General features: G+C 69.4%; 13 protein-coding genes. 8 read left to right on the forward strand and 5 right to left on the reverse strand.

Annotation, left to right across the window (positions count from 1 at the left end; genetic code table 11):
* Positions 1-81 precede the first annotated feature (81 nt).
* The 5 genes from glpK (at position 82) to SNOV_RS16800 (ending at position 5,287) form a co-directional block, all read left to right on the forward strand.
* On the forward strand, positions 82-1,578 hold the full coding sequence (glpK, locus tag SNOV_RS16780) for a glycerol kinase GlpK (RefSeq protein WP_013168154.1): 1,497 nt from the start codon (positions 82-84) through the stop codon (positions 1,576-1,578).
* Positions 1,579-1,691: 113 nt separating this feature from the next.
* Positions 1,692-1,931 carry a hypothetical protein gene (locus SNOV_RS16785; RefSeq protein ID WP_144296015.1) on the forward strand — a complete coding sequence of 80 codons (240 nt, stop codon included), beginning with the start codon at positions 1,692-1,694 and terminating at the stop codon, positions 1,929-1,931.
* 118 nt (positions 1,932-2,049) lie between these two features.
* Positions 2,050-4,176 (forward strand): FUSC family protein, encoded by a 2,127-nt coding sequence (locus tag SNOV_RS16790; RefSeq protein ID WP_013168156.1) that lies wholly within the window; start codon positions 2,050-2,052, stop codon positions 4,174-4,176.
* Positions 4,177-4,178: 2 nt separating this feature from the next.
* Positions 4,179-4,418, forward strand: coding sequence for a DUF1656 domain-containing protein (locus SNOV_RS16795; RefSeq protein WP_013168157.1), 240 nt, complete (start codon positions 4,179-4,181; stop codon positions 4,416-4,418).
* Positions 4,415-5,287 carry an efflux RND transporter periplasmic adaptor subunit gene (locus SNOV_RS16800; RefSeq protein ID WP_013168158.1) on the forward strand — a complete coding sequence of 291 codons (873 nt, stop codon included), beginning with the start codon at positions 4,415-4,417 and terminating at the stop codon, positions 5,285-5,287. Before SNOV_RS16795 ends, SNOV_RS16800 begins: the two co-directional genes overlap by 4 nt.
* A 13-nt stretch (positions 5,288-5,300) precedes the next feature.
* On the opposite strand, the gene uraD is transcribed toward SNOV_RS16800, so the two are convergent.
* From uraD to pucL, 5 genes are read right to left on the reverse strand one after another with little or no spacing between them, the layout of a single operon-like run.
* On the reverse strand, positions 5,301-6,206 hold the full coding sequence (gene uraD, locus SNOV_RS16805) for a 2-oxo-4-hydroxy-4-carboxy-5-ureidoimidazoline decarboxylase (RefSeq protein ID WP_013168159.1): 906 nt from the start codon (positions 6,204-6,206) through the stop codon (positions 5,301-5,303).
* Positions 6,203-7,543, reverse strand: a complete 1,341-nt coding sequence (gene guaD, locus SNOV_RS16810) for a guanine deaminase (protein ID WP_013168160.1) — start codon at positions 7,541-7,543, stop codon at positions 6,203-6,205. Before guaD ends, uraD begins: the two co-directional genes overlap by 4 nt.
* Positions 7,540-10,254, reverse strand: coding sequence for a molybdopterin-dependent oxidoreductase (locus tag SNOV_RS16815; RefSeq protein WP_013168161.1), 2,715 nt, complete (start codon positions 10,252-10,254; stop codon positions 7,540-7,542). Before SNOV_RS16815 ends, guaD begins: the two co-directional genes overlap by 4 nt.
* Entirely contained in the window at positions 10,251-11,075 is an 825-nt protein-coding gene (locus SNOV_RS16820) for an FAD binding domain-containing protein (RefSeq protein ID WP_013168162.1), read from the reverse strand. The genes SNOV_RS16815 and SNOV_RS16820 overlap by 4 nt, the downstream gene beginning before the upstream one ends.
* A gap of 10 nt (positions 11,076-11,085) precedes the next feature.
* Entirely contained in the window at positions 11,086-11,925 is an 840-nt protein-coding gene (pucL, locus tag SNOV_RS16825; RefSeq protein ID WP_013168163.1) for a factor-independent urate hydroxylase, read from the reverse strand.
* Positions 11,926-12,102: 177 nt separating this feature from the next.
* Here pucL and SNOV_RS16830 point away from each other — a divergent pair, with 177 nt between their 5' ends.
* From SNOV_RS16830 to SNOV_RS16840, 3 genes are all read left to right on the forward strand, one after another.
* Positions 12,103-12,885, forward strand: coding sequence for an SDR family oxidoreductase (locus tag SNOV_RS16830; protein ID WP_013168164.1), 783 nt, complete (start codon positions 12,103-12,105; stop codon positions 12,883-12,885).
* A 72-nt stretch (positions 12,886-12,957) separates the two neighbouring features.
* Complete coding sequence (locus SNOV_RS16835; RefSeq protein WP_013168165.1) at positions 12,958-13,602, forward strand: TenA family protein; 645 nt, start codon at positions 12,958-12,960, stop codon at positions 13,600-13,602.
* A gap of 427 nt (positions 13,603-14,029) precedes the next feature.
* A complete protein-coding gene (locus SNOV_RS16840; protein WP_013168166.1) occupies positions 14,030-14,494 on the forward strand; it encodes a Ros/MucR family transcriptional regulator in 465 nt (154 codons plus the stop codon).
* Positions 14,495-14,562 lie beyond the last annotated feature (68 nt).

Raw genomic sequence — 14,562 nt, forward strand, 5'->3', positions numbered from 1 at the left:
GGAGGACCTGCATGACCCATCCCGCGCGAAACACTCGCCAGCCCGGCATCGCCATCCCGCATCATCAGGCAGCGTAGGGTCATGACGTACCTCCTCGCCATCGATCAGGGCACCACCTCCTCGCGTGCCATCCTGTTCCGCCCGGATACCTCCGTCGCCGCGCAGGCGCAGCAGGAATTCCCGCAGCATTTCCCCGCCTCCGGCTGGGTCGAGCACGAGGCGGAGGATTTATGGCGCACCACGCTCGCCACCTGCCGCGCGGCGATGGCGCAGGTCGATGCCAAGGCCGGCGACATCGCCGCCATCGGCATCACCAACCAGCGCGAGACCACGGTCGTGTGGGACCGCAAGAGCGGCGCCGCCATCCACCGCGCCATCGTCTGGCAGGACCGCCGCACCGCCGAGCGCTGCGCCCGGCTGCGCGACGAAGGGCACGAGCCGCTGGTCAGCGAGCGCACCGGCCTGATCCTCGACCCCTATTTCTCCGGTACCAAGATCGGCTGGATCCTCGACCATGTGCCCGGCGCGCGGGCGCGGGCCGAGCGCGGCGAGCTTGCCTTCGGCACGGTCGATTCGTGGATCCTGTGGAAGCTCACCGGCGGCAAGGTCCACGCCACCGACGCCACCAATGCCGCGCGCACGCTGCTGTTCAACATCCACACCGGCGAATGGGACGAGGAGCTGCTGGCGCTGCTGGGCGTGCCGCGCTCGCTGCTGCCGGAGGTGCGCGACTGCGCCGCCGATTTCGGCACCACCCTGCCGGAGCTGTTCGACGGCCCGATCGCCATCGGCGGCATCGCCGGCGACCAGCAGGCGGCCACCGTCGGTCAGGCCTGCTTCCAGCCGGGCATGATCAAGTCGACCTACGGCACCGGCTGCTTCGCCTTGCTCAACACCGGCGCGACGGCGGTGGTCTCGAAGAACCGCCTGCTCACCACCATCGCCTATCAGCTCGGCGGCAAGCGCACCTACGCGCTGGAAGGCTCGATCTTCGTCGCCGGCGCCGCGGTGCAGTGGCTGCGCGACGGGCTCGGCATCATCAAGAGCTCGGCCGAGAGCGAAGCGCTGGCGGAAGCCGCCGATCCCGCGCAGCAGGTCTATCTGGTGCCGGCCTTCGTCGGCCTCGGGGCGCCGCACTGGGATCCGGACGTGCGCGGCGCCATGTTCGGCCTCACCCGCGGCTCCGGCCCGGCCGAGTTCGCCCTCGCGGCGCTGGAGAGCGTCTGCTACCAGACCGCCGACCTGATCGACGCCATGCGCGCCGACTGGGCGCAGTCGGGCGGCTCGCGCGCCGCCCCGGTGCTGCGCGTCGACGGCGGCATGGCGGCCTCGAACTTCGCCATGCAACGCCTCGCCGACCTCCTGGCGGCGCCGGTCGACCGGCCGGTCATCCGCGAGACCACGGCGCTCGGCGCCGCCTATCTCGCCGGCCACCAGGCCGGCATCCTGCCCGAGCCGAAGCGCTTCGCCGATTCCTGGCGGCTGGAGCGGCGCTTCGTCCCCTCCATGCCCACCTCGACCCGCGAGAAGAAGCTCGCCGGCTGGCGCGACGCCGTGCGCCGGCTGACCATGCCCTGAGATTTCAAGTCACGGTGAGGAAGACCGGCTTGCCGCGGATGTGAATGCCGGCCGGAATCCCGCTCGGCGATAATCCGCGTTCCGGCCCAACCCCGAACCGCGGAAACGCCATCATGAGAACGAGGACAACGCTCGCGGCGCTCGCCGCACTTCTCGCCTTCGGCGCGCTCGCCACGCCGGCGGCCGCACAGCGCTACTATGAGGGCCGGCCGCAATACCAGGGCTGGCGAGCGCCGACCTTCCCATGGCAACGCCCGTACAGCCCGCCGGGCGGGGCGATGAACCAGGCGGCGCTCAATGGCGACGCCGCCATACGCTATCAAGAGACCATCAACGCCTACGCTCACAAGTGATGCGCGCCTCTTCACCGGCATGAGCAATTGCCTGCCCCGGCCGGGGCGGCGATAATGCGCATGCCCGCACCGCTTCGCACATGCGGGCCATCCATGGCGTCGGGAGCCCGGAGACTTCATGAGCGTGGCCGGTGTCGTCCGTCCCAGCCCGTTGTCGTCCTTCCCGATCGATCTGAGCTGGCGCAACTTCGTCTTCGCGCTGCGCACCACGCTCGCCGGCGTCACGGCGCTCGCCATCGCCTATTATCTGGAGATGCAGGACCCGCAGTGGTCGATCCTGACGGTCTACCTGCTCGCCCAGCCCACCGCCGGCGCCGCCATCGCCAAGAGCACCTTCCGCGTCTGCGGCACCATCGCCGGCGCCGCAATGGGCCTCGTCATCCTCGGCCTGTGGTCGCAGGCGCCCATCCCCTTCGTCGGCAGCGTGGCGCTCATGGTCGGGCTCTGCTTCTATCTCGGCGCGCGGCTCACCAACTACACCGCCTACGCCTTCATGCTCGCCGGCTACACGGCGATGCTGATCGCGCTCGAAGGCGCGGCCGACCCGACCCATGCCTGGTCGCTCGCCGCCGACCGTACCGGCGAGATCGTCATCGGCATCGTCTGCGGCACGGCGGCGAGCGTGCTCATCCTGCCGCGCTATGCCGGCGTGGTGCTGCGCGAATCGCTTGCCCAGCTCTTCGGCCAGCTCTGCCATTTCGGCGCCACCGCGCTGCATCCCAATGTGCCGATGGCGACCTTCTCGACGCTGCGGCGCGCCATGGTCGACGGCGTCACCAAGTTCGACGCGCTGCGTTCCTACGCCGTGTTCGAGGCGCCGGAACTGCGCGCCGACGACGTACTGCTGCGCCGCGTCACCCGCGAGTTCCTGCGCGTGCTCGCCGTGGCGCGCGGCCTCTTCGTGCGCATCGAGGATTTCCAGATGGAGGGCGCCGGCCCCGTCCTCGACCGGCTGCGGCCGGCGGCGCAGGCGACCACGGCGACGCTGGAGCGCATCGCCGGAGACCCGAATGCCTTCGCCGATCCCCGCCGCGTGCGGGCCGAGCTCCTGAAGGCACGCGCCGGCCTCGGCGCCGCCACGGCCGAGCTGGAGGCGATGGCCGGCCGCGTGCCGTTCGATCCGCTCGCCGACGGCCTGCTGATCCTGCGCCGCGCCGGCGACCTGCTGCACGGGCTTTCCATGGTGATGGTGAGCGAGCAGGCGAGCCTGCGCGCCCGCTCCTCCGGTCGGCCGCGGCCGGTCACGCCGCTGCCCACCGCGCACCGCGAAGCGATGCTGATCGGCCTGCGCTCGGCGCTCGGCGTCATCCTCGTCTGCGCTTTCTGGGCCGCCACCGAATGGACGCAGGGCCTCTCCGCTGCCACGGGCTTCGCGCTGATCCTGTTCTTCGCGGTCAACCAGGACCGCCCCGGCAAGTCCGCCGTGCCGGTGCTGCTGGCGTCGATCGCAGCCGTCGCCGTCGCCTATGCGGCGATGATCTTCGTGCTGCCGCGGCTCGAAGGCTATGAGGCGCTGGCGGTGTTCCTGGTCGTCGCGCTGATCCCCGGCGGGCTGATGGCCGGCACGCCGCAATATGCCTGGGCGGGCATCATCCTCGCCGGCTTCATCGGCGACGAGATCGGCACCGGCAACGTCTTCCAGCCCGACGAGCTCACCTTCCTGAATGCGAACCTCGCCATGGTGGGCGCCATGGCCGTCGGCCTCGTCTATCTCGCGCTGTTCCCGGTCACCTCGCAGGCCAACCGCGACCGTATCTGGAGGGCGGTGATGGGCCGCCTGCTGCCGGAGGCGGCGCGCGGCGTGCGCCACGAGCGCAAGATCCTCGGCGACATCGTCGACAGGCTCGCCCCGCTGCTGCCGCGCCTCTCGCTCGACCTGCAACGCGAAGAGGACTTCCTGCGTGGCACGCTCGGCGCGGCGTCGATGAGCCTCGAGCTCGGCCGCCTCAACCGGGTGCGGGCCAACCCCGACCTGCCGCCCGACGTCCTCGCGATCATCACGCCCTTCCTCACCCGCTTCGCCGCCGCCATCGAGCATCTGCCGCGCGCCGGCCGGAACATCGCGCGGGAGGTCGACGCGGCGGAGGCGATCGTGCATGAGGCGCGCGCCGGCCTTGCCGCCCTGCCGCTGCAGCCCGGCACGCCCGGCGCGGCGCTGACCTTGCGGGCTGGCGCGTCGCTGCGTTTCATCTCCGACCGTTTCGACATCGACCGTGCCTTCCTCACCCGGTCCTTCGAGGAGTGAGCGTGCTGTTTTCCTCGCAGATCGCCTTTCACACACCTGAAGTGCTCGGCTTCTATCTGCCGCCGCTGATGGTGTGGTGCCTGCTGGCGGTGCCGCCCTTCCTGCTGCTGCGCTTGGGGCTGAAGCGCGGCGGTTTCTACAAGCTGGTCTGGCACCGGGCGCTGTTCGACGCGGCGCTCTACGTCATCGTGCTCGGGGCGGTGATCTTCAGCCTGCCGGCCTTCGCGGGAGGAATGGGATGAATCTGGCCGGAATCCTGCTGCGCGTCGGCGTGACGCTGCTTGCCGTGGCCGCGGCGGTCGCGGTCGGCTGGCAGCTCTGGATCTACTACACGCTCTCGCCCTGGACCCGCGACGCGCGGGTGCTGGCCAATGTGGTGGAGATCGCCCCGGACGTCTCCGGCCTCGTCAGCAAGGTGAACGTGGCCGACAACGAGAAGGTCAGCAAGGGCGACGTGCTGTTCGTCATCGACCAGGAGCGCTTCCAGGTCGCCGTGCAGCAGGCGCAGGCGCAGGTCGAGCTGAAGGTGCAGGCGCTGAAGTACGCGCAGGACACCGCCAGGCGCGACGTCACCCTCGGCCAGCAGGACAACGAGGCGATCTCCATCCAGTCGACCGAGCGCGCGACGACCACCGCCGGCGAGGCGCAGGCCGAGCTCGACGCCGCCCGCGCCGCGCTCGCCACCGCGCAGATCAACCTGACCCGCAGCCAGGTGCGCACGCCGGTCGACGGCTATGTCACCAACCTCAATATCTTCGTCGGCAACTACGCCACCGCCGGCGAGAGCGTGCTGGCGCTCGTCGACAGCGATTCCTTCTATGTCTACGCCTATTTCATGGAGACGAAGCTGCCGGCGATCCGCGACGGCGATCCCGCCCGAATCGAGTTGATGGCCGGCAATGTGGTGCTGGATGGCGTGGTCGAGGGCATGAGCCGGGCCATCGCCAACACCACCGACAGCCGGGGACTGCTGGCCGACGTGCCGGCCGAGTTCGACTGGATCCGCCTCGCCCAGCGCATCCCGGTGCGCATCAGGATCGGCAAGCTGCCGCCCGGCGTGGAGCTCGCCGCCGGCATGTCGGCGACGGTGGTGGTGCAGCCGAAGAAGTGACGCTTGGGGCCCCTCAGCTTCCCCGATAGGTCGAGTAGCTCCAGGGCGTGACCACCAGCGGCACATGATAGTGCCCTTCCGGCTCGGCGATGCCGAAGCGGACCGGAACCTCGCCGAGGAAGGGTTTGTGCGGCAGCGCCGCGCCGCTCTCGGCGAAATAGGCGCCGATGTGGAAGACGAGCTCATAAGTGCCGATGCGCAGCGGCACGTCGGCGAGCAGAGGCGCGTCGGTGCGGCCGTCCTGATTGGTGATCGCCTCCGTCAGCCGCGCCCGGCCGGAGGCGCCGACCTCGAACAGTTCGACGCGCACGCCCGCCGCCGGCCCGCCCTTGTGGGTGTCGAGCACATGGGTGGTGAGCCGCCCGGCGATGTCCGGCAGGCCCGGCCCGTCGATGCGCTCGGCCAGGCGCAGCCGGGTGATGTGGTCGATCTCGTCGATGGCGTTGGCGAGTTCGGTGGCGCGGTCATTGGTCAGCCGCCGCTCGAAGGCGTCGAGGACGGCGTCGCGGGTCTGCCGGCGCACGCAGATCACGAAGGGAAAGCCGAAGCGTTCGCGATAGGCGGTGTTGAGCGCCTCGTAGCGCGTGTATTCCTCCTCGGAAAGCTGGTCGAGGCCGAGCCCCGCCTGCTCGGAGACCGAGGCCGGGGCGATGGCGCCGGCCCGCGCCGCCCTGCCGGCGAGGTCGGGATGGATGGAGACGAACGCCGCCTGCTCGGCCTCGCCGCGCGCGCGCACCACCCCCATCAGCGCCGTATGCAGCGCCGCGACGGTGGCGAAGGGCCGCTCGCGATAGGCCGCGTCCGCCACCCAGGGCGAATGCTCGAAGATGTCGTGCAGCGCGATGACGAAGCCCGCCTTGTCGAGGGCGTTGAGGTCGTCGAGGCTGATGCGGTCGGACACGGCGATCTCACTTCTCATGCGGCGTCGGCGGGAAGGAACGGGTCGCCCGGACGGGCGCGGTCGTAGACGCAGGCGCCGGCGACCCAGGTGGCGCGCACCGCCCGGTCGTCGCCCAGCGTCATCAGCATGAACAGCAGTTCCTCGACCGAGTCGCAATAGCCGGCGCGGAATTCCATCAGCGGCGTCGCCTTCGGGTCGAGCACGCAGATATCGGCCTCGCAGCCCGGCGCCAGCCGGCCGAGCCGGTCGTCGAGGCAGAGCGCCCGCGCGCCGCCGAGCGTGGCGAGATAGAGCCCCTGCACCGCGTCGAGCTTGTGCCCGGCCATGGCTGCGACCTTGTAGGCTTCGTTCAGCGTCTGCAACTTCGACAGGCTGGTGCCGGCGCCGACATCCGTGCCGAGCCCGACCTTGACCGGCCGGCGCGGATCGACCGCCTCGAACAGGCGGAACAGCCCGCTGCCGAGGAACAGGTTCGAGGTCGGGCAATGCGCCAGCGCCGCGCCGCTCTGATGGCAGGTGCAGAAGTCGTCCTCGTGCAGATGCACGCCATGGCCGAACATGGAGCGGCGGCCGACGAGGCCGGCATGGGCGTAGACGTCGAGATAGGAGGCGCGGGCGGGGAAGAGCTCGCGCACCCACTCGATCTCACCGGGATTCTCGCACAGATGCGTCTGGAGGAAGAGCCCGTCGCGGCTCTTCAGCAGCGCGCCGGCGGCCTCCAGCTGAGCCTCCGTCGAAGTCGGGGCGAAGCGCGGGGTGACGCAGTAGAGCTGCCGCCCGCGACCGTGCCAGCGCTCGATCAAAGCGAGGCTTTCGTCATGGCCGCGCTGGGCGGTGTCGAGCAGCGCAGCCGGGGCGTGGCGGTCCATCAGCACCTTGCCGGCGATCATCCGGGTGTTGAACCGCTCGGACTCGGCGAAGAACGCCTCCACGGATTGGGGATGCACGGTGCAATAGACCATCGCCGTGGTGGTGCCCGCGCGCAGCAATTCGCGCAGGAACAGCTTGGCGACGCGCGCTGCGTGGCCGGCATCGGCGAAGCTCTGCTCGGCGGGGAAGGTGTAGGTGTCCAGCCATTCCAAGAGCTGCGCGCCGAAGGCGCCGATCATCTGCAGCTGCGGATAGTGCACATGGGCGTCGATGAAGCCGGGCACGATGAGATGGTCGGGATAGTGCACCGGCTCGACGCCCTCGGGCACGGCGTCGCGCAGCTCGGCATAGGGGCCGAAGGCGCGGATGACGCCGTCCTCGACGATCACCAGCGCGTCCGAATGATAGTCGAGGCAGGCGCGCGAGGGCTTGTCGAACGGGTCGTCCACCAGCGTCGCCGCCGGGCCGCGCAGCACGGTGATCATTCAGCCGCGTCCTTCTGGTCGGGCAGCAGCGCGTAGAGCACATCCGCAGTGAACGGCGTCTCGCGCAGACGCACGCCGGTGGCGTCGAAGATGGCGTTGGCGAGCGCCGCGGCGACGGGATTATAGGGGCTCTCGCTCATCGACTTGGCGCCCAGCGGGCCGATGGAATCATGGGTTTCAGCGAAGAACACCTCGGTGCGCGGCACGTCGGCGAAGGCGGGGATGTGGTAGCCCCGGAAGCTCGGATTGGCCACCGCCCCCGCCTCGTCGATCACCAGCTTCTCGTAGAGCGCCGCGCCGATCGCCTGCGCCACGCCGCCCTCCACCTGCCCGCGGCACTGCATCGGGTTGATGACGGTGCCGGCATCGGCGCCGTGCAGGGAGCGCAGGATGCGGATCTCGCCGGTGCGGCGATGCACGGCGACCTCGAAGGCCTGCACGTTGAAGGCGACGGAGCGCGGCGTGCCGGCGGCGTCGCCTACGGCTTCGAGCGGCGCCAAATCAGTGAGCGTTAGGCGGTGCGCGCCGGCGATCACTTCCCCGCCCTCGATGCGGCAGTGATCGGCCGCCACGCCGAGCTTCGCCGCTGCCGCCTGCCGGATCGCGGCAGCCAGCGCCTCGGCCGCCTTGCGGGTCGCCTCGCCAGCGACCACCGTGCCGGTCGAGCCATAGGCGCCGGTGTCATGGGCGACATGCTCGGTGTCGGACTGGCGCACCGCTATCTGCCCGGCGGACGCGCCGAGCACGGTGGCGGCGATCTGCACGTGAACCGTCGTGGTGCCGTTGCCGAACTCGGCAGTGCCGGTCAGCAACTCGTAGCGGCCCTCGGTGGTGAGGCGCAGCCGCGTCTGGGCGACATGGCCGCGCGGGGGGATGGTGTCGATCATCGCCGCCGCCATGCCGCGGCCAACGAGCCAGTCGTCGGATAATCGCTCGGGCGACGGCCTCGCCAGCGCCTCCTCCACCGCGTCGAGGCACTGGCCGAGGCCGTAGCTGCCCATCTCGACGTCGTGGTGCGTCTGCGACCACGACACCATGGCGTCGCCCGACGTCACCACGTTGAGCCGGCGCAGCGTGAAGGGATCGAGCCCGAGCTTTCCCGCCAGCTCGTCCATCGCCGATTCCACGGCGAAATTGGTCTGGCTCAGCCCGTAGCCGCGAAAGGCGCCGCTCGGCAGGGTGTGGGTGTAGACGGCATAGCCGTCGACCCGCTTGTTCGGGCAGCGATAGAGCGCGATGGACTCGCCGGCGCCGTGGAACAGCACGCCGGCGGCGTGATTGCCGTAGGCGCCGGTGTTGGAAAGCATGCGCATGGAGATGGCGATGAGCCGCCCCTCGCGCGTGGCGCCGAGCCTGACCGTCACCCGCATCGGATGGCGGCTGGTCGAGGCGGCGAACTGCTCGGTCCGCGTATATTCCAGCTTCACCGGCCGGCCGGTCTTCAGCACCGCCAGCGCCACGATGTCCTCGACCAGCATCTCCTGCTTGCCGCCGAAGCCGCCGCCGACCCGCTCGGTGAAGACACGCACTTTTTCGCGCGGCAGGTCGTAGAGCGTGCACAGCGCGTCGCGGGTCAGAAACGGCGTCTGCGATGACGTGCGGAGGATGAGCCGCCCGTCGGCGGCGCGCCAGCCGATGCAGCCATGCGTCTCCAGATGCGCGTGCTGCACGCGCTGGCTCACATAGGTCGCCTCGTGGATCACGTCGGCCGCCTTGAAGCCGGCTTCGATGTCGCCGATCTCGCCATGCAGCTCGGCGACGATGTTGCGGCCGATATCGGCGATGCGCGAGCCCGCAGCCTTCCCGCCATGCACCAGCGGCGCGCCAGGCGTCATCGCCTGTTCCGCATCGAACACGGCCGGCAGGACTTCATACTCGACGACGAGCGCGTCGCGTCCCGCCTCCGCCGCCGCTTCGCTCGTCGCCACCACCGCGGCGACGCGCTGGCCGACATGGCGGACAATATCGTCCAGCACCCGCGTATCGTCGACGTCGTCCGTGTCGTGGTGGTGCCGCGCGCTCGAAAAATGCCGGGCCGGCGCGTCCTCTTGGGTGAGCACGGCGACGACACCGGGCAGCGCCAGCGCGGCGGACGTGTCGATGCGCAGGATGCGCGCATGCGGGTGCGGCGAGCGCAGCAGCTTCATGTGCAGCAGACCGGCCAGCTCGCCCTCCGGCGCCGCGTCCATGGTGTAGCGCGCCGTGCCGGTGAGGATGGCCGGCCCGGCCGGTGCCGGCAGATTGCCGCCGGCCGCCGCGCCTTCATCATCCGCATCCCGCACACCGGCGATGGCGTCGGCGATTGCGCGGTAGCCGGTGCAGCGGCAGAGGTTGCCCTTCAGCGCCACGGGAAGCTCCGCCTTCTGGCCCTGGTCGAGGCTGGCCGCGGTCATCACCATGCCGGCGGTGCAGAAGCCGCACTGGAAACCCTGCGCGTCGAGGAACGCCTGCTGCATCGGGTGCAGGCCCGGCCCCTCGGCGGTCGCGGCCAGCCCCTCTATGGTGGTGACGGCCCGCCCCTCGGCGCGATGGGCGGGAACGAGGCAGCTATGCACCGGCCGCCCGTCGAGATGCACGGTGCAGGCGCCGCAATCGCCGACGTCGCACCCCTTCTTCACCCCGAACCAGCCGAGATCGCGCAACAGCGTGCGCAGGGACTGGCCGGGGAGTGGCGCCGCCTGCTGCACATGACCGTTGACGGTGAGGTTCACGCCGCCCCCTCCGCCAGCTCCGCGCATATCTCCTGCGCGAACAGCCCGGTCATGTGGCGGCGCCAGTCCGGCCGGCCGTGGATGTCGTCGTAATAGAGCGCGTCGGGGATCGCCTGCGCGAGCCGCTCCGCCAGCGCCGCCCGGTCCGGAAGCGCGTCAAAGTCGAGCCGCATCGGGCGGCGGGTGGCGGCCGTCACGGTCAGGGCGAAAGCGCCGTCGCGCGCGAGCGTGCCGATCAGCAGCACGCCGGAGCGACCATGCGGCGTGAGCGAGGCGCGGCGGAAGGCGGTGCGGCACGCCAGCGCCTTCGCCGGCAGCTCGATGGCACGCAGCACTTCGCCCGGTTCCAGCGCGTTGTGCTGCGGCCCGCGCACGAAGTCGGCCACCTTGACGCGCCTCTCCCCGCCATCCGGCGACCAGACGAGGCAGGTGCCGTCGAGCGCCGCGCAGAGCGAGATCATCGGCCCCGCCGGCAGGCCGAGGCAGATATTGCCGCCCACGCTCGCCATGTTCCAGATCTTGAACGAGGCGAGGAAGGCGCGGCAGCATTGCGGGATCAGCGCCGCTGCGCTCCAGCCCGAAGGCGGCTCGAAGGCGTAGAGCTGGGCGATGGTGCAGGTGGCGGAAATCGTCAGCCCTTCCTCGCCCGCCAGCAAGGGCACCCAGTCGAGGTCGGTCAGGTCGACGAGGCGGCGCACCGCCGGCTGCGGCTCCGAGAAAAGCCAGGTGCCGCCGGCGAGGAAGGCATCGCCCACCTCCAGCCCGCCGAGCTCGGCCCGCGCGCGGGGCCGCAGAACCGCCGTGACCGTGTTGAGATCCACGCCTTCTGCCTCAGCCGCGCCCGACCGTGCACTCGATCTGGCCGTGCGGCTCGTCGGTCGGGGTGAACACCTGCCCGTCGAAGCCGCGGCCGAAGGGCGAGAGGTCGATGGGCAGATAATGCTTGTTCGGGCAGGCCATGGTGATCTCGGCCACTTCCGGCACGGCGGCGAGCACCGCCTCGCCCATGAGATACATGGTGTTCTGCACGCCGGGGCTGTAGGTGCCGGCGAACACCTTCAGCGCCGCTGCCAGCACCGCCGCATTGGCCCGGGGATAGGAGGCGGGCACGGAAGACCAGAGCCAGGAGGCGTCCATCGCGGTGGCGAAGAGCCGGTCGGCGGTCGGCTTCAAGGTCGTCGCCTCGTCGAACACATAGTTTTCCCAGCCCGACTGCGTGGTCTTCAGGAAGGTCAGGCCGGTGACGCCGGAGACGAGGCGCGAGGCCTCGCGCGTCGCCGATAATTCGACGAAGGGCTTGCCGTTGCCGTCGAGCACGAAGGCATGGTCGTGCGGCGCGCCGTCGACGGCGATGCGCGTCCATTTCGTCTCGGTGGCGGCGATGTCGACGCCCGATACATGGTCGTAGCGATCGAGGAAATACTTGGCGAGAAGACCGGCGAATTCCTCGTTCTCGGCGCCGACATGGTCGCGGGCGACGATGTTGACGATGTTCTTGATCGAGTCGGTGGCGACGACCTTCGAATTGTCGCCCTCGGTATAGGCGGCGTCGAAGTCGCCGCTCAGCATCGCCTGCACCGAGAGCTCGCGCACCTCGTGCCGCGCGCTGTCGCGCTTGACCCGCATGATGCGAACGCGGCCCTTGCCGTAGCTGTTGCGAATAAGCGGCATGGCCGACCTCCCCCTGTCATCGCGCGTCTCGCCGGGGCGTCATGCGAATCGGATGCCAGCCTGCGAGGCGCCGTGCGATTAGTCTGGCATGCCGATGGTCGGCTCCGAAAGCGGGTGGCGCGCGGCAGTTCGGGGCGCGACAGTGGCGGCGTTTCCATCGTCCTCGCGAGCCCGTTCATGACCGATCCGACCCTCCCACGCCCCTTCCGCCTCGACGGCCGCGTCGCCCTCGTCACCGGCGCCGGCCGCGGCCTCGGCCTCGAGATGGCGAAGGCGCTGGCGAGCGCGGGGGCGAGCGTGATCGTCAACGGGCGCGACGCCGGCCGGCTGGAAGAGGCAGCCGAGGCGATCCGCGCGGCCACCGGGCGGCAGGCCGGGACCGCCCCCTTCGACGTCGCCGACCTCGACGCCGCGCGGGAGGCGCTCGCCGCCATCGTCCGCGACCATGGAAGGCTCGACATCCTCGTCAACAATGTCGGCGTGCGCGACCGGCGGCCGCTGAGCGACTTCTCCGCGGAGGAGGCTGCCACGCTCATCGCCACCAATCTCGTGGCGCCCACCATGCTGGCGCGCGAGGCGGCCGCGCTCATGGCGGCGCAGGGGCACGGGCGGCTGATCTTCGTCACCTCCATCGCCGGCCATGTCGCCCTGCCGCGCGATCCCGTCTACACCGCCGCCAAGGCCGGCCTCACCGGGCTGATGCGGGCGCTCGCTATCGACTATGCCCGCGCCGGCGTCACCTCGAACGCCATCGCGCCCGGCATGTTCGCGACCCAGACGAACGAGCGGCTGGTGGCCGATGCCGATTTCTCCGCCTTCGTCGATGTGCGTGTGCCGCTCGGCCGCTGGGGCCGCCCGCAGGAGATCGGCCCGGCGGCGGTGTTCCTCGCTTCCGACGAGGCCTCCTTCGTCAACGGCCATGTGCTGGTGGTCGACGGCGGGCAGACCGTGCGCATGTAGCGGTCTTCGCCCTCGACGCGCCCCCTCCCTCGCCCTAGAACCCCGGCGAAACCGGCAATGGAGGGACGAGGGATGAGCTTCAGCGACGAACTGCGCGCGGAGAACAGCGGGGACTGGAACGCGGCGGTCGGGCACCGCTTCGTCGACGAGATCTTCGCCGGTGCGGTCGATCCCGGCGTGATGCGCCGTTACCTGACGCAGGACTACCAGTTCGTCGACCGCTTCGTCGCCTTGCTCGGCATGGCCATCGCCACCGCCGACCAATTCGAGTCGCGCATCCGCTTCTCGCAATTCGCGGCGATGATCACCTCGGACGAGAACACCTATTTCCAGCGCGCCTTCGACGCGCTCGGCGTGCCGGCGGCCGAACGCGTGCATCCGGTCATCACCGCGCCCACCGCCGGCTTCCAGCAGCTGATGCAGGACGCCGCGCAGACCAACGACTATGCGAGCTGCCTCGCCGTGCTCATCGTGGCCGAATGGCTGTACCTCTCCTGGGCCGACCGGCCCGGCGCGGCGCTGCCGGCGGACTTCGTGCACGCGGAATGGATCACCCTGCACAATAATGACGGCTTCCGCAGCTTCGTGACCTGGCTGCGTGGCGAGCTCGACCGCATCGGCGCGGCGAGCGACGAGGCCGGGCAGGCCCGCGCCGGCGCCTTCTTCAAGCGCGCGGTGGCGCTGGAGCGCGCCTTCTTCGACCACATCTATGACTAAGCAGAATGTGATCGCCGAAACAGAAATTGTGGCTGGCGGCCGGCAATGAGCGATCGAAATTGTGTACTATCAACTTGCGTCCGGCGCATAGTTCGTATGCGTACATCGCGCTCTATTTCTAAGAAGCCACGGCATTCCCGATAGGCTTCCGCCCCGGCAAATTGTTCGAAGGCCGGAAATATTCAGAAATGATGTCGTTGCCAGCAGGGATTATGTGCACCATCGCCGAAAGGCCGGAAGCATCTTCGCCTTGAGACCATTGGGCAGGCATCGCATCGGTAAGATCACGAATGCATTAGCAATCGAACGGTAAATTCGGCCAACCTGTCGAGATTTTAACTTTTCCCAACACGCACTGCTTTACGATTGCTTATTGACGTTTCCTATTTTGGTGCTAAATCCGTGTCGTTCTCAATGGAGGAAATAAATGTCGGATCAGGATAGCTCATCGGTCGACTATCTCGGCCTCACCGCTGATGTCGTTGCCGCCTTCGTCGGCAATAATTCCGTTCCCGCCACCGAGCTTCCCGATCTCATCGCCAAGGTGCATGGCGCGCTGCTTCGTCTCTCCACCCCGGCCCCGGCCGTGGTCGAGGAGGTTCTGAAGCCCGCCGTTCCGGTCAAGAAGTCTGTTACGCCGGAATATATCATCTGCCTTGAGGACGGCCTGAAGTTCAAGTCGCTCAAGCGTCATCTGCGTACCAAGTACAACATGACGCCGGAAGAATACCGCGCGAAGTGGGGCCTGCCGAACGACTATCCGATGGTCGCTCCGAGCTATGCTGAGGCCCGCTCGAACCTTGCCAAGAAGATGGGCCTCGGCCAGCAGCGCAAGAAGCCTGCGGCGCCCGCTCCGGCCAAGGGCCGCGGCCGCGCCAAGAAGGTGGCGTGACGCACATCTGATTCGGGCCGACGCCCGGACAAATAAAAAGCCGCGCTGATTCGCTCAGCGCGGCTTTT

The sequence above is a fragment of the Ancylobacter novellus DSM 506 genome (assembly GCF_000092925.1).
GTDB lineage: Bacteria > Pseudomonadota > Alphaproteobacteria > Rhizobiales > Xanthobacteraceae > Ancylobacter > Ancylobacter novellus.